A 17,390-nucleotide genomic window follows, 5' to 3' on the forward strand; every position below is an offset into this window, starting at 1 on the left:
TTCGGGCGCACTCGGCGTCCCGTTAGGAAGCATTCTTCTCATTTCGACCTTCGGGAAAAAGCCGTCAGATCGTGACGGATCGTTGCACCGATAGAACAATCCGCCACATATTCCGGCAATCAGCCTTTCAGCCAGCGCTCGCGCCATTGTTTCGACGGACCCCGACCGTCGATGGCCGTCAGCACGTAACGCGCGACTTCCGGTCCGTCCAGCTTGACCTCGGTGCGGCGCAGCTCGTCGCGACGGAACGCGTGCACCTCCACTTTCGCGCCCGGCAGATAACGCGACAGCAGCGCATCGAGATTCGAGCCGTTGACGCGCAGTCCGTCGATCGCGACGAGCACATCGCCCGCCGACAATCCCGCCTTCTGCGCCGCGCTGCCTTCGTGGACGACGGCCAGCGTGCAATCCGCGCCGCCACGCACGCGCGCGCCGAGCGACGGCTTGACGGCCGCGCCGTTGCCCGGCAGATCCGGTGCGAGCGCGATGCCGAACGGCTCGAAAAGCGCGTCGAGCGGCAGATCGCGCGTGCCGCGCACGCCGTCGCGGAACAGCGAGCGCAGGTCAGCGCCGGTCGCTTCGGCGAAAAGCGCCTCGACGTCTTCCTCCGCAATGCCGCGCCCCTTGCCGTTGTAAAACTCGCGACCGTAGCGCTGCCAAAGCAGACGCATCACGTCGTCGAGCGACTTGCGGTTGTCGGTCTGCGCGCGAATCGACAGATCGAACGCCAGCGCGACGAGCGAGCCTTTCTGGTAATAGCTGACGATCGCGTTCGACGCGTTTTCGTCGGCGCGGTAGTACTTCACCCAGGCGTCGAACGAGCTTTGCGCGACCGATTGCTTGAACCGCCCGGAGCCGCGCAGCACGCCGCCGATCGTCTTGCCGAGCAGACTGAAATAATCGCCGGCGGAAATCAGGCCGCTGCGCACGAGCATCAGATCGTCGTAGTACGACGTGAAGCCTTCGAAGAGCCACAAGAGCGTCGTGTAATTTTCCTGCGACAGATCGTACGGCGCGAACGTCGCCGGCTTGATCCGCTTCACGTTCCACGTATGGAAATACTCGTGGCTGCACAGGCCGAGATACGTGCGATAACCCTCGGTCGTTTCCGGGCGGCCCTGCACCGGCAGATCCGTGCGATTGCAGATGAGCGCCGTCGATGCGCGATGCTCCAGCCCGCCGTAACCATCGCTGACTGCGACGGTCATGAACACGTAGCGATCCATCGGCGCTTTCTTCGTGCGCGGCTCGAAGAGCGCGATCTGCGCTTCGCAGACGCGCTTCAGGTCGGCGGCGAGCCGGTTCATATCGAGATTGACGACGCGCCCCGAAATCACGATGTCGTGCTTCACGCCGTGCGCGCTGAAACTGCCGAGCGCGAATTCACCGAGCGTGACCGGATGGTCGACGAGTTCGTCGTAATTCGCCGCTTCATAGGCGCCGAAACCGTAGCGCTTCGTGCCGCGCGCTTCTGAAAGCGCCGTCGCGACGCGCCAGTTGCGATACGCGCCGCCCTGCGGCGGTTCGATATCGACGACGCACGGCGCGCCCGACTGCCCTTCCACCGCGAGGAACGTGCTCGTGCCGTTGAAGAAGCCGACGGTGTCGTCGAGATGCGCGGCGCGCACCGACATGTCCCACGCGTAGACCTCGTAGCGCAGCGTGATCGGGCCGTCGGTCGGCGCGGCTTGCCACGCGTGCTTGTCGATCTTTTCGATGGCGATCTTGCGGCCCGCCGCGTTGAACGCCTGCAGCGTCACGATGTTGCGTGCGAATTCGCGGATCATGTAGCTGCCCGGAATCCAGACCGGCAGCATGAAGCGCTGGCCGGCCGGATCGGGAACGGCTACGGTCAGCGTCACTTCGAAGAGATGCGCGGCGGGATTTTTCGGAACGATGCGGTAGCGGACGGGCTGCACCGTTTGCAAAAGCGTAGTCATCTCGATGTCCTTTGTTCTTGTTCTGGGCGCGTCGATCTTGAACGAACCGCGCCCGGCGCCTTGCTTGTTTACGCTGCGCTTTCGGAAAAGCAAGGCCGTAAAAACACAGGAGGCGCATGACGCGCCTCCCTTCTTCGTTTCGGACCGCGCTCAGCGCACGGCGGACAGTTCCTTTTCGAGCCGGTCGGCGGGCACGGCGCCTGGCAGACGCCGGCCATCGGCGAGGAATACGGTCGGCGTGCCGGTGACGTTCATCGCGCGGCCGAGCTTTAGATTCTTGTCGATGGCGGTCGTATCGCACGATGCCGACGCGGTCGGCGCCTTGTGATCGAGCATCCAGCTTTCCCACGACACGCCGCGATCCTGCGCGCACCAGATCGACTTCGACTTGGCCGTCGAATCGGGCGAGAGCACCGGATACAGGAAGGTGTAGACCGTCACGTTGTCGATCGACTTCAGCGTCGATTCGAGTTGCTTGCAGTACGGGCAGTTCGGATCGGAAAACACCGCGATCTTGCGGCTGCCGTTGCCCTTCACGACCTTCACCGCGTTCTCGAACGGCAGCTTCGCGAAGTCGATCTTGTTGGTTTCGGCAAGCCGCGCCTCGGTCAGGTTCTTGCTGTTCCGTGTATCGACGAGATCGCCGATCAGCACGTAATTGCCGCTCGCGTCGCTATACACGATCTGCGAGCCGAGATTCACCTCGTAGAGACCGGGAATCGGCGTCTTTTCGATGCTCTTGATGGTCGCGTCGCCCATGCGCGATTCGAGCGCCGACTTGAGCTTGTCGGTGGTCTGATCGGCCTGCGCCGAACAGCCGACGCCGAGCGTCACGGCGAGCGCCGCGGCCGTCGCCAGGGCCAGTCTGAGGGTGGTTTTCATGCGGTTTCCTGTGAGTCGTGCGGCATCGCGCCCGAGAAAGTGAGATTGTTTCAGCCGAGCGCCGCCGAGACGAGCCAGCGCTTGATGAGCGGCTGCGCGCCGACGAACGCCATGCCGGTGTTGCGGACCGCGCGCGCGAGCGTGCCCGGCACGGCGAAAAGCCGCTGCAGGCCGTCGGTCGCGAACATGAGCTTCTGGATGTCTTCACGGCGCGCGCGTTCGTATCGGCGAAGGAGGATCGGATCGCCGAGATCGCGGAACGACTCCTTGTTCGCGATGACGTCCGCGAGCGCGGCGACGTCGCGCAGGCCGAGGTTCATGCCCTGCCCCGCGAGCGGATGAATCAGATGCGCGGCATCGCCGACGAGCGCAACACGCGGCGCGACGAGTTTGTCGACGGTTTGCAGCCCGAGCGGAAAGCCTTGCGCCGGCGTCACGCAATCGAGCGTGCCGAGCTGGTTTTGCGTTGCCGTTTCGACTTGCGCGGCGAGTTGCGCCGGATCGAGCGCGAGCAGTTCGTCGGCGTGTTCGGTGCGCGCGGACCACACGAGCGAAACGTGATCGCCCGGCAGCGGCAAGAGCGCGATGATTTCGGTATCGCGGAACCATTGGTACGCCGTTTCGCCGTGCGGCTTTTCGGCCTTGAAATTGGCGACGACGCCCGTCTGCCGATAATCGCGCCGATTCATCTTCGCGCCCATTTGCGCGCGCACCCACGAATGCGCGCCGTCCGCGCCGACGATCAGATCCGTCTCCAGCATTTCGCCGCTCGCGAGCGCAATGTGCCCGGCGTCGGTTTCGACCGTCATGCCCTGCGCGCGCGATTCGAACCACGAAAGACTCGGCGAAAAGCGCAACGCGGCATCGAGCGATTGCTCGATCAGCGACGATTCCACGATCCACGCGAGCTGCGGCACCGACGCCTGAAACGCCGAGAAGTGCAATTCCGCGTGGGCATCGCCGAACACGCGCATGTCGAAGACGGGACCGAGCCGCGAACGATCGAGCGCCTGCCAGACGCGCAGACGCTCCAGCAGCGCCTGCGAGCTCGACGACAGCGCGTAGATGCGCGAATCGAACGCCGCGCCCGGCGGCAGGCCAGCCGCGCGCGACGCGACGAGCGCGGTGCGCAGCCCGGATTGCGCGAGCGCGAGCGCCGCCGTCTTGCCGACGAGCCCGCCGCCGACGACGATAGCGTGAAATTTCAGTGGATGCGGAGTCATCCGGGCATTATAGCCGTGGGGTTCGAACGGGTTTGCGAGCCGGCGGCGGCGCTTGCCCGCGACGGTGCGGCGGTACAATAGCGGTTTGCCTGGCCGCCGCACGCGGCCGTAGCGTGGCGGGCGGTTCTCGCCCGCTCATTGCGCACCATTTTTGACGAAACCCGCGCGGCCCGCGCCGTCTTACCAGTTCGAAGGATTCCATGAGCCTCCAATGCGGCATCGTCGGCTTGCCTAATGTCGGCAAGTCCACTCTTTTCAATGCGTTGACCAAGGCGGGCATTGCCGCCGAAAACTATCCGTTCTGCACGATCGAGCCGAACGTCGGCGTCGTCGAAGTGCCGGACGCGCGCCTCACCGCGCTCGCCGAAATCGTGAAGCCCGAGCGCATCCTGCCGGCGGTCGTCGAATTCGTCGATATCGCGGGGCTCGTCGCCGGTGCGTCGAAAGGTGAAGGCCTCGGCAATCAGTTCCTCGCGAACATCCGCGAAACCGACGCGATCACGCACGTCGTGCGCTGCTTCGAGGACGAGAACGTGATCCACGTCGCGGGCCAGATCGATCCGATTGCGGATATCGAAGTCATCAACACGGAACTCGCGCTCGCTGACCTGGCGACGGTCGAAAAAGCGCAGGCGCGCTATTCGAAGGCGGCGAAGTCGGGCAACGACAAGGAAGCGATCAAGCTCGTCGCCGTGCTGGAAAAAGTGCGCGCGCAGCTCGATCAGGCGAAGCCGGTGCGCGGCCTTTCGCTGACGGAAGAAGAACTGCTGCTCATCAAGCCGTTCTGCCTGATCACGTCCAAGCCGACGATGTACGTCGCGAACGTGAAGGACGACGGCTTCGAGAACAACCCGCATCTCGACGCGGTGCGCAAGCATGCGGAAGCGGAAAACGCGCCGGTGGTCGCGGTGTGCGCGGCGATCGAAGCGGAAATCGCCGATCTCGACGATGCCGACAAGCTCGAATTCCTCGCCGACATGGGCATGGACGAGCCGGGCTTGAATCGCGTGATTCGCGCGGGTTTCAAGCTGCTCGGCCTGCAGACGTACTTCACGGCGGGCGTGAAGGAAGTGCGCGCGTGGACGATTCATATCGGCGATACGGCGCCCCAGGCGGCGGGTGCCATTCACACGGATTTCGAGCGCGGGTTCATTCGCGCGCAGACCATCTCGTTCGATGACTACATCGCATATAAGGGCGAGCAAGGGGCGAAGGAAGCCGGGAAGATGCGCGCCGAAGGGAAGGAGTATGTCGTGCACGACGGGGATGTCATGAATTTCTTGTTTAACGTCTGACGCGCGACGTAAAGAAACGTCAAAGCGGCTTGCCTCGCGAAGCGGAGTGTCTTTTCATGGACACTCCGCTTTTTTCTTGCGCGGACGAGACAACGCAGCAACGCTGCGATCGACAAAAACAACGAGAGACAACCACAAGATGCAGAGACACGCACTGCGCGCATTCACAGCTTTCACGCTGATCGCGGCGAGCTTGCTCGCAACGTCCGACGCCTTCGCCTATCGCGGCAACCCGTACCAGTATCAACCGCAGCCCGACGAGTCCGATCTCGACAACCACGGTCATTACGTCAACCGCGACGGCAACGTCGTCCACTCGCCCGCGCGCACGCGCTCCGGCGCTGTCCCCGCGGGCGCGACCGCGCAATGCCGCGACGGCTCCTACAGCTTCAGCCAGGATCACAGCGGCACATGCTCGCGGCACGGGGGCGTAGCCGCCTGGCAATGACCGCCTCCACCGCGAAGTACAATGCCACCTCATCCCGCCTGCGCGAAACGCCACGGCGGGAACGCGCGAATCCGCGCCACCGAACATCCTCGCGCGCCGAACCGGGCGCCCCGCATTCATCCATCCAGCTAGGACAACATGGCCCAATACGTCTTCACCATGAACCGCGTCGGCAAGATCGTCCCGCCGAAGCGTCAGATCCTGAAAGACATCTCCCTTTCGTTCTTCCCCGGCGCCAAAATCGGTCTGCTCGGCCTGAACGGTTCCGGCAAATCGACGCTCATCCGCATCATGGCGGGCGTCGACAAGGACATCGAAGGCGAAGCCACGCCGATGCCCAATCTGAACATCGGCTATCTGCCGCAGGAGCCGCAGCTCGATCCGCAGCAGACCGTGCGTGAAGCCGTCGAAGAAGGTCTCGGCGATGTCTTCCTGGCGCAAAAGAAGCTCGACGAAATCTACGCCGCCTACGCCGAACCCGACGCCGATTTCGACGCGCTCGCCGCCGAACAGGCGAAGTACGAAGCCATCCTCTCGACGAGCGATGGCGGTAGCCCCGAGCAGCAACTCGAAGTCGCCGCCGACGCGCTGCGCCTGCCCGCGTGGGACGCGAAAATCGAACATCTGTCGGGCGGCGAAAAGCGTCGCGTCGCGCTGTGCAAGCTGCTGCTGCAAAAGCCCGACATGCTGCTCCTCGACGAACCGACCAACCACCTCGACGCCGAATCCGTCGAATGGCTCGAACAGTTTCTGACGCGCTATCCGGGCACCGTCGTCGCGGTGACGCACGATCGCTACTTCCTCGATAACGCCGCCGAATGGATTCTCGAACTCGACCGCGGACACGGCATTCCGTGGAAGGGCAACTATTCGAGCTGGCTCGATCAGAAGGAAGACCGCCTGAAGCAGGAAGAGGCGAGCGAATCCGCGCGTCAGAAGGCGATCAAGAAAGAACTCGAATGGGTGCGACAGAATCCGAAGGGACGTCAGGCGAAATCGAAGGCGCGTATCGCGCGATTCGAGGAACTCAACAGCCAGGAATACCAGAAGCGCAACGAAACGCAGGAAATCTTCATTCCGGTCGGCGATCGCCTCGGCAATGAAGTCATCGAGTTCAAGAACGTCAGCAAGGCGTATGGCGACCGCCTGCTCATCGACAACCTGAACATGAAGATTCCGGCGGGCGCGATCGTCGGCATCATCGGGCCGAACGGCGCGGGTAAGTCCACGCTCTTCCGCATGCTGACCGGCAAGGAGCAGCCGGATTCGGGCGAAATCGTCAAGGGACCGACGGTCAAGCTCGCGTACGTCGATCAGAGCCGCGATGCGCTCGCCGCCGACAAGACCGTCTTCGAGGAAATCTCCGGCGGCGCCGACGTCCTCACGGTCGGCAAATACGAAACGCCGTCGCGCGCGTATATCGGCCGCTTCAACTTCAAGGGCAGCGATCAGCAGAAACTCGTCGGCAATCTGTCCGGCGGCGAGCGCGGACGTCTGCATCTGGCGAAGACGCTCATCGCGGGCGGCAACGTGCTGCTGCTCGACGAACCGTCGAACGACCTCGACGTCGAAACGCTGCGCGCGCTCGAAGACGCGCTGCTCGAATTCGCCGGCTCCGTGATGGTGATTTCGCACGACCGCTGGTTCCTCGACCGCATCGCGACGCACATCCTCGCGTTCGAGGGCGATTCGCACGTCGAATTCTTCGACGGCAACTATCAGGAATACGAGGCCGACAAGCGCAAGCGTCTCGGCGAGGAAGCCGCGAAGCCCAAGCGTCTGCGCTACAAGCCGATCACGCGCTAACGTCTGACGAAAGAGCCTATGCGGGGGCGCGCACCGACATCAGGCGTAAAAGTGGCGACTGTGTAGGGCGCAGTCGCCACTTACTTTTTCGAGCGACGCTTTCCAGTAAGCCGACACGGAGACACACGCAGATGGCGGGATCGAGCGCGCGGCGGGGAGCGCTTTGGGCAATCGGAATCGTCGTGGCGCTCGTCGTCGTGGTGATCGGCGGCTGGTTTTTCGTCGTCCATCAGATGAAAGAGCGGATCCTCGAGACGCTCGGCCCGAACGGTTCGGTGGAAGAGATCGACGTCGGCTTCGGGCACGTCACGCTCTCGCGCGTGCGGCTGCGCGGCCCGAAAGACTGGCCAGCCGGCGACGCGATGCGCGCGGAGCGCATCGTGCTCGACGTCGACATGCAATCGCTCATCTCGAGGCCGATTCATCTGCGCAGCGTGAGCGTCGACAACTACTATCTGTCGATCGTCCGCTCCGCCGATGGCCGCGTACGCATCCTGCCCGGCCTCAAGGAAACCGCGCGCGAAGCCGACGCCCGGCCCGACAGCAAGGAACGTCAGGAGCACGCGCAAGAAGAAAAAATCATCGATCGCGTGTCGTTCGAGCGCGGCTCGATGGAGTTCTTCGACGGCTCCGTGCCGAACCCGCCGTATCGCGTGCTGATCGGCGATGCGCGCGCCACTGTCGATCATCTGCATCTGCCCGCGCTCACCGAGCGCACCGAGCTTTCGATGACCGGTTCCATCAAAGGTCCGTCGCACACGGGCAACGTCACGTGGGGCGGCTGGATGATCATCGCCAACAAGGATTCGCAGACGCGCGCGACGCTGCGCAACGTCGATGTCGCGACGCTCGATCCGTATCTGCTGAAGAAGGCCGGCGCAAAGGCGGCGGTGACAGGCGGCACCATCGACATGACGATCGATGCAACCGTGAAGAATTACCGCATTCACGCGCCCGGCACGTTGACGCTGAATCATCTGCAGATCAGCGATACCGGCAACGCGCTCGACACCTTTCTCTCGATTCCGACGAAAGCCGCGATCGCCGCGCTCAAAGACCGCAAGGAACAGATCAAGCTCGACTTCACGCTCGAAGGCGATCTGCGCGATCCGAAATTTTCGCTGAGCGAGAGTCTGTCGAAGAAGCTCGCGGCGGGATTCGCGAAGGCGCTGGGCGTCAGCGCTGAAGGCGTCGCGCGCGGCGCGGGCGATACGGTTCGGGGAATCGGCAACGCGCTGAAGAACCTGCTCGGGCAATAGCGCGTCGCCTTCTCGCTTTACTTTCAGATCGGCAGATTCAGCGCGCGCAGCTTCGTTTCGGTTTCCAGCGCGCCGGTGTAGTGAACGCCGTGCCAGCCGAGCGCCGTCGCGGCTTGCGCGTTCATCGGGTTGTCGTCGATGAACACGAGTTCGTTCGGCTGAACGCCCGGCAGATGCCGTTCGATTTCCGCGCGCATCAAACCGAAAATCTGCGGATCAGGCTTCACGAGGCCCACGCGCCCTGACACGACGATCTCGCGAAACTTCCGCAAGACGTCGAAGCGTTCCCACGCATACGGAAACGTCTCTGCCGACCAGTTCGTGAGGCCGAAGAGCGGCACGCCCGCCGCTTCGAGCCGGTCGACGAGCGCCACGCCCTCTTCCAGCACGCCGGACACCATTTCCGGCCAGCGTGCGTAGAACGCGCGGATCAGCGCTTCGTGCTCGGGATAGACGGCGATCAGTTCGGCGGTGCCGTCCTCGATGGTCTGCCCGCCGTCCTGTTGCACGACCCATTCCATCTTGCAGACGTTGTCGAGGAACCAGCGGCGCTCGGTGTCGTCTGGAATCAGATGCTTGTAGAGATATTCGCGATTCCAGTCGATCAGCACGCCGCCGAAATCGAATACGACTGCCTTGATGGTCATTGCTCGCTGCTCCGTGGGTCAGATCGCCTTGGTCCGCTCTTCGAGCCATGCCAGCGCCTTGCCCGTCACATGCGGCGACACGCGGCGCCGCACGGTTTCGTGATACGCGTTGAGCCACGCGCGTTCGTCTTCGCGCAGCAACGACACATCGATGCAGCGCGCGTCGATCGGACAAAGCGTCAGCGTTTCAAATTCGAGGAAATCGCCGAATTCGGTCTTGCCCGCCGCCTGGTTCATCACGAGATTCTCGATGCGGATGCCCCACTTGCCCGGCCGATAAATGCCCGGCTCGACCGACGTGATCATGCCCTCTTCCATCGCCGTCCACGGTTCGGCGGGCGCGTAGTGCGAAATTACTTGCGGGCCTTCGTGCACGTTCAGGAAATAGCCGACGCCGTGTCCCGTGCCGTGGCCGTAGTCCGCGCCCGCTTCCCAGATCGGCGCGCGCGCGATCGAATCGAGCATCGGCGAACGGATGCCGCGCGGAAAACGCGCGCGCGAAAGCGCCATCGTACCCTTCAGCACGACGGTGAAATCGCGCTTGTGCTCGGCCGTGATTTCGCCGATCGGCACGACACGCGTGATGTCCGTGGTGCCGCTCAGATATTGGCCGCCCGAATCGATCAGCAGCAGACCGTTGCCTTCGATGACCGCATGCGACGCTTCCGTCGCGCGGTAATGCGGCATCGCGCCGTTCGCGTTGAAGCCCGCGATCGTGCCGAAGCTCAGCGTGACGAAACCCGGGCGGCGTGCACGCGCGGCAGTCAGCTTCTCGTCGATGGTCAGTTCCGTGATGCGCTCGCGTCCCAGCGCTTCCTCGAACCACGCGAAGAATTCGGCGAGCGCGGCGCCGTCCTGCTCCATCGTCGCGCGGATATGCTCCGCTTCCGCCGCGGTCTTGCGCGACTTCGCGAACGTCGACGGATTCACCGCCTCGACGATTTTCACCGCCGACGGCACTTTCTCCAGCAAGCCGTGCGTGATTCGGCGCGGGTCGATCAGGAGCGTCGCGCCCGCGGGCAGCGACGCGAGCGATTCCGATGCGGCCGCGTACGGCGCGACGCGCACGTTGTCGCGCGACAGCGATTCGACGAGCGCGCCCGGAATCTTGCCGTCCGCGACGAAAATCGTCGCGTCGTCGAGACCGATCAGCGCGTGCGCGACGAAAACCGGGTTGTAGCTCACGTCGCCGCCGCGCAGATTGAAGATCCACGCGAGATCGTCGAGTGTGGAAACGAAGTGCCATTGCGCGCCTTTGGCACGCATCGCGTCGCGCACTTGCGCGAGCTTGTCCGCGCGAGCGACGCTCGCATTCGGCGCCGCATGCTCGTAGACGACCGCCTCCGGCAAGCCGGGGCGCGCGGGCCACACGGCATCGAGCAGATCGACATCGGTGCGTAATACGATGCCGCGCGCACTCAGCGCATCGGACAGTGCACGCGCCGCCGCGACGCCGAGCACGGTGCCGTCGACGGCGACCGTCGCGCCCGATGCGACGTTTTCAGCGAGCCAGTCGACGTGCGGCGCGGTCTGCTGCCCGCCCATCATCTTCATGAGCACGATGCCGGTGCCGGCGAGTTGCGTCTCGGCTTGCGTCCAGTAGCGGCTGTCGACCCAGACGCCCGCGAAGTCCGCCGTCACCACGAGCGTGCCGACCGAGCCGGTGAAGCCCGAAAGCCACTGACGCCCTTGCCAGCGTTCCGGCAGATATTCGGAAAGATGCGGATCCGCCGATGGAATCAGCACGGCGGCGAGCTTTTCGCGCGCCATCTGGCCGCGCAACGACTCGATGCGGCTCGCGAACATGGCGGGTTCCGGAATGGCTGAATCTGCAATGCGATCGTTCATGAAGTCACCTGCTTGAAAGCCCGCGTAGGGCGCGAAGAGCACGACGCGCGGCAAGGATCACCCGCCCGCGTCACAAAATCGAGATCAGCGGCGCGCCGCCAGTCCGACAGTCGTCGTCACGACGAAGAGCGCGAAGACCGCGCACGCGAGCCATTCGAGCGTGTCGCCGTCGTGATATACATCGACGATATTGCCGAGCATGCGCGCAACAACCGTCGCCAGTATGCCAGCGGCGATGGCCGTCCAGACGTAGCCCGCCGGACCGCGCGCGACGCGTCCCGCACGGCGTAGCGGATGCAGCCACCAGCCCGCCGCGCCGATCACCGCACCGAGAAAAATCAGTCCGATCCAGCCCATCAGCGGCGATGCTCCATCGGTGTCGATTCGTTGCAAAGCGGAGCAGATCGGTGGATGTACATGATTTAGGGCAATCCTCGGCGCGACGTAGCGCTTGAGTTTAGGGGCCGGATATGGGGAGCGCAAGGCTCGGAATGCGCGTACCGAAATCGCATCGAAGGGAACCAAAAGCGCGCTTCTTCTTTTTGAGAAGATTATGCGAGTTTTCCGAAACTCCGCCGCTCGGTCGAATGATAAAATCCTTTCATCTTTGCGCTTTATATATATTCTTGCCATTTATAAAGCGAACCTCACATTTATCGCCACTTCGTTAATCGCGTTACTGATTTTCACGCGACGAATTGACGGTTTCAAAGGCGGCATTTTCCTATGACTGAAGCCAATCCAATTTCCCTGCGTGGTCTCGAAATGATCGTCACGTATCGCGGCTCCGGTCAGGAAAGGCGCGATAACCTGCGTGGCGTTCTGCGCCACCTTGTCCGCACCTATTCGGACTTTCACATCTGGCTGATCGAAGCGGACGCCGCGCCCACGTTCAGTTGGACCGAGATCGGCGATTCGCGCATCCGGCACGTATTCGTGCACGATACCGGCCCGTTTCCGAAAGCGAGGCTCGTCAATCTCGGTGCGTTAATGGCAAAAAGCCCGATTATCTGCATGCACGATGCCGATATGATCGCCAATCCACGCATGATGAAATCGGCCGTCGACGCATTAATGGACGGCGATGCCAGCGACGTGCTTTGCCCCTTCTCGCGCGTGCTGAATGTTTCAGGCGATCGACGCCAAACGTTTATCGAATCGGGAAACTTCGACGAATTCGCTCCGTTCATGGAAGGCGATTTACCGGACGATATCAATGTGCTCTACGCCAACACGCCGGGCGCAATCAACCTTTTTAAACGCCCGGAATTCATCCGTATCGGCGGCGTGGATCCGCAGTTCACGGGCTGGGGCGGCGAGGACGACGACCTGTTCATCCGCGGCGCGCGGCTCGGTCTGCGTTGGCATGCACTTGCCGGACCGGATTCCTCGCTGTTTCATCTGAATCATGATTCCGCGTCACGCGCCGCGATCTGCGAGGAAGAACATAGCGCGCGAAACCGGCAAATGGCGCGCCGAACCGATGAAATGCCGATCGAGGAACTGGACGCGCGAGCGCTCGAGCTTGCGAAGTATTTCCGCTGACCGGCGCGGCTTTCTGTCACACGCTCGTTCCGGCAAACCGCTCGACGCCCGGCTGCGCGGGCGTTTTCGGCACTTCGGGCTCGGTCGCGCCCCAAATGCCACCTATAAATGAAGAAATACGCAAAAGGCTATAATATTGGGCTATCTGAAAGGCCATCGGCTTAGGCCCAAAGCATCAGCCCCAAAAAATGCAGCTCCTCACGATCGGAATCAACCACCACACTGCGCCTGTCGCTCTGCGCGAACGCGTGGCGTTTCCGCTCGAACAGCTGAAGCCCGCGCTGGGCGCGCTGAAGGACATTTGGCTTGGCCCGCTCGCGAAGGCGTCGCCCGAAGCGGCGATTCTCTCTACCTGCAATCGCACCGAACTCTACTGCGCCACCGACGACTCCGCCGCCCGCGAAGCCGCGATCCAGTGGCTCTCGAAGTACCACAACATCCCCGTTCCCGAGCTTGCGCCGCATGTGTATGCGCTGCCGCAGTCGGAAGCGGTGCGTCACGCGTTCCGCGTCGCATCGGGGCTGGACTCGATGGTGCTCGGAGAGACGCAAATCGTCGGACAAATGAAGGACGCGGTGCGCACCGCGTCCGAAGCCGGCGCGCTCGGCACGTATCTCAATCAGTTGTTCCAGCGCACGTTCGCAGTCGCGAAGGAAGTTCGCACGACGACCGAAATCGGCGCGCAATCCGTCTCGATGGCCGCCGCCGCCGTGCGCCTCGCGCAGCGCATCTTCGAGAATATCTCCAGCCAGCGCGTGCTGTTCATCGGCGCGGGCGAAATGATCGAGCTCTGCGCCACCCATTTCGCGGCGCAGAATCCGCGTGAGCTGGTCGTCGCCAACCGCACGGCGGAGCGCGGCGAGAAGCTCGCCGGCCGCTTCAACGGCCGCGCGATTCCGCTTTCCGAATTGCCGTCGCGCATGCACGAGTTCGACATCATCGTGTCGTGCACGGCGTCGACGCTGCCGATCATCGGTCTCGGCGCGGTCGAGCGTGCAGTGCGCGCGCGCCGGCATCGCCCGATCTTCATGGTCGATCTCGCCGTACCGCGCGATATCGAGCCGGAAGTCGGCAATTTGCACGACGTGTTCCTCTACACCGTCGATGATCTCGGTGCGATCGTGCGCGAGGGCAACGCGTCGCGTCAGGCGGCGGTCGCGCAGGCCGAATCGATCATCGAGACGCGCGTCGCGAATTTCATGCAATGGCTCGATGCGCGCAGCATCGTGCCGGTCATCCGCCACATGCACACGCAGGCGGACGCGCTGCGCCGTGCCGAACTCGAACGCGCGCGCAAGATGCTCGCGCGCGGCGACGACCCCGCCGCCGTGCTCGAAGCGCTCTCGCAATCGCTCACGAACAAGCTGATTCACGGTCCGACGCACGCGCTCAACCGAGCAAGCAGCGAGGAGCGCAACCAGCTCATCGACCTGATGAGCGGCTTCTACCGTCACGGCTCGTCGTCCGATTCGTCGGAACGTTAGCGGCCTTCTCTTTGCTATTCTCAAAGGCTGTCCGCGATTTACGCGGCGGCTTTCCGATCGCAGTTCTTCCTGACGCTCACCGCGTCATCTCCGTCCGATGAAAACGAGCATGCAAGGCAAGCTCGACCAGCTTGCAAAGCGGCTGGTCGATCTCAACGAACTGCTGAGCCGCGAAGACGTGACTTCCGACATGGATCAGTACCGGAAACTCACGCGCGAGCACGCGGAAATCAGTCCGATCGTCGAGCAATACGCTCTGTGGCGACAGGCTTTGACCGACGAAGCGACCGCGCAGGAACTGCTTTCCGATCCGTCGATGCGCGATTTCGCCGAAGAGGAAATCGGCGAGGCGCGCGAGCGCATGACGAAGATCGAAGGCGAACTGCAGACGATGCTTCTGCCGAAAGATCCGAACGACGATCGCAACATCTTCATCGAAATTCGCGCGGGCACGGGCGGCGACGAATCCGCGCTGTTCGCGGGCGATCTGCTGCGCATGTATCTGCGTTATGCGGAACGCAATCGCTGGACGGCCGAGACGATGTCGGAAAGCGTCTCGGATCTCGGCGGCTATAAGGAAGTGATCGTGCGGCTCGCCGGACAGGGCGCGTATTCGCGGCTCAAGTTCGAATCGGGCGGGCATCGCGTGCAGCGGGTTCCGGCGACGGAAACGCAAGGCCGCATTCATACGTCCGCGTGCACGGTCGCGGTGATGCCGGAAGCCGATGAGATCAGCGAAGTCGTCATCAATCCGGCCGATTTGCGCATCGATACGTTCCGCGCGTCAGGCGCGGGCGGGCAGCACATCAACAAGACGGATTCGGCGGTGCGCGTCACGCACTTGCCGACGGGCATCGTCGTCGAATGTCAGGATGACCGCTCGCAGCACAAGAACAAGGATCGCGCGCTGAAGGTGCTGGCCGCGCGCATCAAGGACAAGCAGTATCACGAGCAGCACGCGAAGGAAGCGGCGACGCGCAAGAGTCTGATCGGCTCGGGCGACCGTTCGGAACGCATTCGCACGTACAACTTCCCGCAAGGGCGCATGACGGATCACCGCATCAACCTCACGCTCTACAAGCTCGAGTACATCATGGACGGCGATCTCGACGAACTGATCGGCGCGCTCGTGTCCGAGCATCAGGCGGAGCAGCTCGCGGCGCTCGGGGAAACGGAGTGAGCGACGCCGCCGCGTTATTGCGCGCGTGCGCGCTGCCACCGCTCGAAGCGCGCATTCTCTTGATGCACGTACTCGCCTGGCGGCGCACGGAACTCATCACGCGCGATCGCGAGACGCTGCCGCAAGACGCGGTCGCGCGTTTCGAGGCGCTCGCGGCGCGGCGCTCGAACGGCGAGCCGATCGCGCAGTTGATCGGCAAGCGCGAATTCTTCGGCCTCGAATTCGACGTGACGCCCGACGTGCTGATCCCGCGGCCGGAAACCGAGTTGCTCGTGGAACTCACGCTCGAAGCCGTCGCCGATGCGTCGAACCCGCGCGTGCTCGATCTCGGCACGGGAACCGGCGCGATCGCGATTTCGATCGCCCACGCGCGGCCCGATGCGCGCGTGTGGGCCGTCGACCGGTCGCGCGCCGCGCTCGATGTCGCGCGCGGCAACGCTTCGCGCCTGCTGAAGAGCGGTAACGTGACCTTCGTCGAAAGCGATTGGACCGCGAACATCGATCCGTCGTTGCGGTTCGAGGCGATCGTCAGCAATCCGCCGTATATCGCGAGCGGCGATCCGCATCTCGAACAAGGCGACCTGCGCTTCGAGCCGCGCGGCGCGCTCACCGACGACGCCGACGGTTTGTCCGCGATCCGCACGATCGTCGATAACGCGCCGCGTCTTCTCGCGCACGACGGCGCGCTGTGGATCGAGCACGGCTACGACCAGGCGGAATCGGTGCGCGCGCTGCTCACCGCACGCGGTTTCAGCGACGTGCACTCGATGCGCGACCTCGCGGGCATCGAACGTTGCTCGGGCGGCCGGTTCGCGGCCTGACGGCCCGGCTCGTGCAATCGAAATCCGCTATCATTTCGAGAACTCTCACCGAAATCTCAAGCGCAGGAATGCCATGGATACGCAAGAACGCATCAAGCAAATCGTCGATCAGAACGCGGTCGTCCTTTTCATGAAGGGCACGGCGCAATTCCCGATGTGCGGCTTCTCCGGCCGCGCAATCCAAGTGCTCAAGGCATGCGGCGTCGATCAGATCAAGACCGTGAACGTCCTCGAAGACGACGAAATCCGCCAGGGCATCAAGGAATTCTCCAACTGGCCGACCATTCCGCAGCTCTACGTGAAGGGCGAGTTCATCGGCGGCTCGGACATCATGATGGAGATGTATCAATCGGGCGAACTGCAACAGCTTTTCGCCGCCGCTTAAGTCTTTAGCAAGTGAGCGCGCCCGCTGCCGCGAAACGACGGCTCATCGTCGCGATCACGGGCGCAACGGGCGCCATCTACGGCGTGCGTCTGCTCGAGACGCTGCGCCGGCTGTCCGGCGTCGAGACGCATCTGCTCGTTTCCAGCGCCGGCTGGCTCAATATCCAGCACGAACTCGAACTCGATAAAGCCGCGGTCCACGCGTTCGCCGATGTCGTCCACAGCGTGCGCGATGTCGGCGCGACCATTGCGTCGGGTTCGTTCGCAACCGACGGCATGGTCGTCGCGCCCTGTTCGATGCGAACGCTCGCGAGCATCGCGCACGGTCTTTCGGACAATCTCATCACTCGCGCCGCCGATGTCGTGCTGAAAGAACGTCGCCGTCTGGTGCTGCTTGTGCGCGAAACGCCGTTCAACCTCGCGCATCTGCGGAATATGACGGCCGTCACCGAAATGGGCGGTGTGATCTTTCCGCCGTTGCCGGCGTTCTATCAGAAGCCCGCGAGCATCGACGAAATGGTCGATCACACCGTCGCGCGCGTCATCGATCTGTTCGGCTTTGCCCAACCGGTTGCACCCGCGTGGCGCGGGCTGCGCGGCGAAGCGTCGGATTGACAACGCCGGCGAC

The 17,390-nt window shown here is 63.3% G+C and carries 16 protein-coding genes; 10 read left to right on the top strand and 6 right to left on the bottom strand.

All coding sequences use genetic code 11. The features are described 5' to 3' along the window. Window positions 1–119: 119 nt before the first annotated feature. From NCS00_RS12460 to NCS00_RS12470, 3 genes are all read right to left on the bottom strand, one after another. The gene (locus tag NCS00_RS12460) at window positions 120–1,919 is read right to left on the bottom strand and encodes a M61 family metallopeptidase (protein ID WP_250440234.1); all 1,800 of its coding nucleotides are present in this window, start codon (window positions 1,917–1,919) and stop codon (window positions 120–122) included. A 171-nt stretch (window positions 1,920–2,090) separates the two neighbouring features. Next, window positions 2,091–2,822 (bottom strand): DsbC family protein, encoded by a 732-nt coding sequence (locus tag NCS00_RS12465; RefSeq protein WP_034473936.1) that lies wholly within the window; start codon window positions 2,820–2,822, stop codon window positions 2,091–2,093. A gap of 50 nt (window positions 2,823–2,872) precedes the next feature. After that, window positions 2,873–4,045, bottom strand: coding sequence for a UbiH/UbiF family hydroxylase (locus tag NCS00_RS12470; RefSeq protein WP_250440219.1), 1,173 nt, complete (start codon window positions 4,043–4,045; stop codon window positions 2,873–2,875). 200 nt (window positions 4,046–4,245) lie between these two features. Here NCS00_RS12470 and ychF point away from each other — a divergent pair, with 200 nt between their 5' ends. The 4 genes from ychF to NCS00_RS12490 all read left to right on the top strand — a co-directional run bounded on the left by ychF (window position 4,246) and on the right by NCS00_RS12490 (window position 8,853). Further along, window positions 4,246–5,340: a redox-regulated ATPase YchF gene (ychF, locus tag NCS00_RS12475; RefSeq protein ID WP_034473932.1), complete on the top strand. Its 1,095-nt coding sequence runs from the start codon at window positions 4,246–4,248 to the stop codon at window positions 5,338–5,340. Between the two features lie 139 nt (window positions 5,341–5,479). After that, window positions 5,480–5,788 carry a DUF3761 domain-containing protein gene (locus NCS00_RS12480; protein WP_250440220.1) on the top strand — a complete coding sequence of 103 codons (309 nt, stop codon included), beginning with the start codon at window positions 5,480–5,482 and terminating at the stop codon, window positions 5,786–5,788. Window positions 5,789–5,926: 138 nt separating this feature from the next. After that, window positions 5,927–7,594: an energy-dependent translational throttle protein EttA gene (gene ettA / locus NCS00_RS12485; RefSeq protein WP_008344405.1), complete on the top strand. Its 1,668-nt coding sequence runs from the start codon at window positions 5,927–5,929 to the stop codon at window positions 7,592–7,594. 131 nt (window positions 7,595–7,725) lie between these two features. Further along, window positions 7,726–8,853, top strand: coding sequence for a DUF748 domain-containing protein (locus NCS00_RS12490; protein WP_034473928.1), 1,128 nt, complete (start codon window positions 7,726–7,728; stop codon window positions 8,851–8,853). Window positions 8,854–8,876: 23 nt separating this feature from the next. On the opposite strand, the gene NCS00_RS12495 is transcribed toward NCS00_RS12490, so the two are convergent. The 3 genes from NCS00_RS12495 to NCS00_RS12505 form a co-directional block, all read right to left on the bottom strand. Next, a complete protein-coding gene (locus NCS00_RS12495) occupies window positions 8,877–9,500 on the bottom strand; it encodes an HAD family hydrolase (RefSeq protein WP_250435229.1) in 624 nt (207 codons plus the stop codon). An 18-nt stretch (window positions 9,501–9,518) separates the two neighbouring features. Continuing rightward, on the bottom strand, window positions 9,519–11,306 hold the full coding sequence (locus NCS00_RS12500; protein ID WP_502801577.1) for an aminopeptidase P family protein: 1,788 nt from the start codon (window positions 11,304–11,306) through the stop codon (window positions 9,519–9,521). A 126-nt stretch (window positions 11,307–11,432) separates the two neighbouring features. Further along, entirely contained in the window at window positions 11,433–11,705 is a 273-nt protein-coding gene (locus tag NCS00_RS12505) for a hypothetical protein (protein ID WP_034473925.1), read from the bottom strand. 408 nt (window positions 11,706–12,113) lie between these two features. Between NCS00_RS12505 and NCS00_RS12510 the strand changes: the two genes are divergently transcribed. The 6 genes from NCS00_RS12510 (at window position 12,114) to NCS00_RS12535 (ending at window position 17,377) form a co-directional block, all read left to right on the top strand. Further along, on the top strand, window positions 12,114–12,893 hold the full coding sequence (locus tag NCS00_RS12510) for a glycosyltransferase family 2 protein (protein WP_250440224.1): 780 nt from the start codon (window positions 12,114–12,116) through the stop codon (window positions 12,891–12,893). Between the two features lie 188 nt (window positions 12,894–13,081). Beyond that, on the top strand, window positions 13,082–14,377 hold the full coding sequence (hemA, locus tag NCS00_RS12515; RefSeq protein ID WP_008344394.1) for a glutamyl-tRNA reductase: 1,296 nt from the start codon (window positions 13,082–13,084) through the stop codon (window positions 14,375–14,377). A 97-nt stretch (window positions 14,378–14,474) separates the two neighbouring features. Further along, window positions 14,475–15,557: a peptide chain release factor 1 gene (gene prfA / locus NCS00_RS12520; protein WP_034473922.1), complete on the top strand. Its 1,083-nt coding sequence runs from the start codon at window positions 14,475–14,477 to the stop codon at window positions 15,555–15,557. Continuing rightward, entirely contained in the window at window positions 15,554–16,378 is an 825-nt protein-coding gene (prmC, locus tag NCS00_RS12525; protein ID WP_250440225.1) for a peptide chain release factor N(5)-glutamine methyltransferase, read from the top strand. Before prfA ends, prmC begins: the two co-directional genes overlap by 4 nt. Window positions 16,379–16,451: 73 nt before the next feature. Then, complete coding sequence (gene grxD / locus NCS00_RS12530) at window positions 16,452–16,763, top strand: Grx4 family monothiol glutaredoxin (RefSeq protein ID WP_034473919.1); 312 nt, start codon at window positions 16,452–16,454, stop codon at window positions 16,761–16,763. An 11-nt stretch (window positions 16,764–16,774) separates the two neighbouring features. Beyond that, window positions 16,775–17,377 carry a UbiX family flavin prenyltransferase gene (locus NCS00_RS12535; protein WP_034473917.1) on the top strand — a complete coding sequence of 201 codons (603 nt, stop codon included), beginning with the start codon at window positions 16,775–16,777 and terminating at the stop codon, window positions 17,375–17,377. The last annotated feature ends 13 nt before the right edge of the window (window positions 17,378–17,390 follow it).

This window comes from Caballeronia sp. AZ1_KS37, from assembly GCF_023631165.1.
In the GTDB taxonomy this organism is placed as follows: domain Bacteria; phylum Pseudomonadota; class Gammaproteobacteria; order Burkholderiales; family Burkholderiaceae; genus Caballeronia; species Caballeronia zhejiangensis.

What these genes read in the sequence shown, in the direction of transcription:
- NCS00_RS12465 (WP_034473936.1), bottom strand. Translation starts at nt 2,822, where the DNA reads ATGAAAACCACCCTCAGACTGGCCCTGGCGACGGCCGCGGCGCTCGCC.
- NCS00_RS12470 (WP_250440219.1), bottom strand. Translation starts at nt 4,045, where the DNA reads ATGACTCCGCATCCACTGAAATTTCACGCTATCGTCGTCGGCGGCGGG.
- ychF (WP_034473932.1), top strand. Translation starts at nt 4,246, where the DNA reads ATGAGCCTCCAATGCGGCATCGTCGGCTTGCCTAATGTCGGCAAGTCC.
- NCS00_RS12480 (WP_250440220.1), top strand. Translation starts at nt 5,480, where the DNA reads ATGCAGAGACACGCACTGCGCGCATTCACAGCTTTCACGCTGATCGCG.
- ettA (WP_008344405.1), top strand. Translation starts at nt 5,927, where the DNA reads ATGGCCCAATACGTCTTCACCATGAACCGCGTCGGCAAGATCGTCCCG.
- NCS00_RS12490 (WP_034473928.1), top strand. Translation starts at nt 7,726, where the DNA reads ATGGCGGGATCGAGCGCGCGGCGGGGAGCGCTTTGGGCAATCGGAATC.
- NCS00_RS12495 (WP_250435229.1), bottom strand. Translation starts at nt 9,500, where the DNA reads ATGACCATCAAGGCAGTCGTATTCGATTTCGGCGGCGTGCTGATCGAC.
- NCS00_RS12500 (WP_502801577.1), bottom strand. Translation starts at nt 11,306, where the DNA reads ATGTTCGCGAGCCGCATCGAGTCGTTGCGCGGCCAGATGGCGCGCGAA.
- NCS00_RS12505 (WP_034473925.1), bottom strand. Translation starts at nt 11,705, where the DNA reads ATGGGCTGGATCGGACTGATTTTTCTCGGTGCGGTGATCGGCGCGGCG.
- NCS00_RS12510 (WP_250440224.1), top strand. Translation starts at nt 12,114, where the DNA reads ATGATCGTCACGTATCGCGGCTCCGGTCAGGAAAGGCGCGATAACCTG.
- hemA (WP_008344394.1), top strand. Translation starts at nt 13,082, where the DNA reads ATGCAGCTCCTCACGATCGGAATCAACCACCACACTGCGCCTGTCGCT.
- prfA (WP_034473922.1), top strand. Translation starts at nt 14,475, where the DNA reads ATGAAAACGAGCATGCAAGGCAAGCTCGACCAGCTTGCAAAGCGGCTG.
- grxD (WP_034473919.1), top strand. Translation starts at nt 16,452, where the DNA reads ATGGATACGCAAGAACGCATCAAGCAAATCGTCGATCAGAACGCGGTC.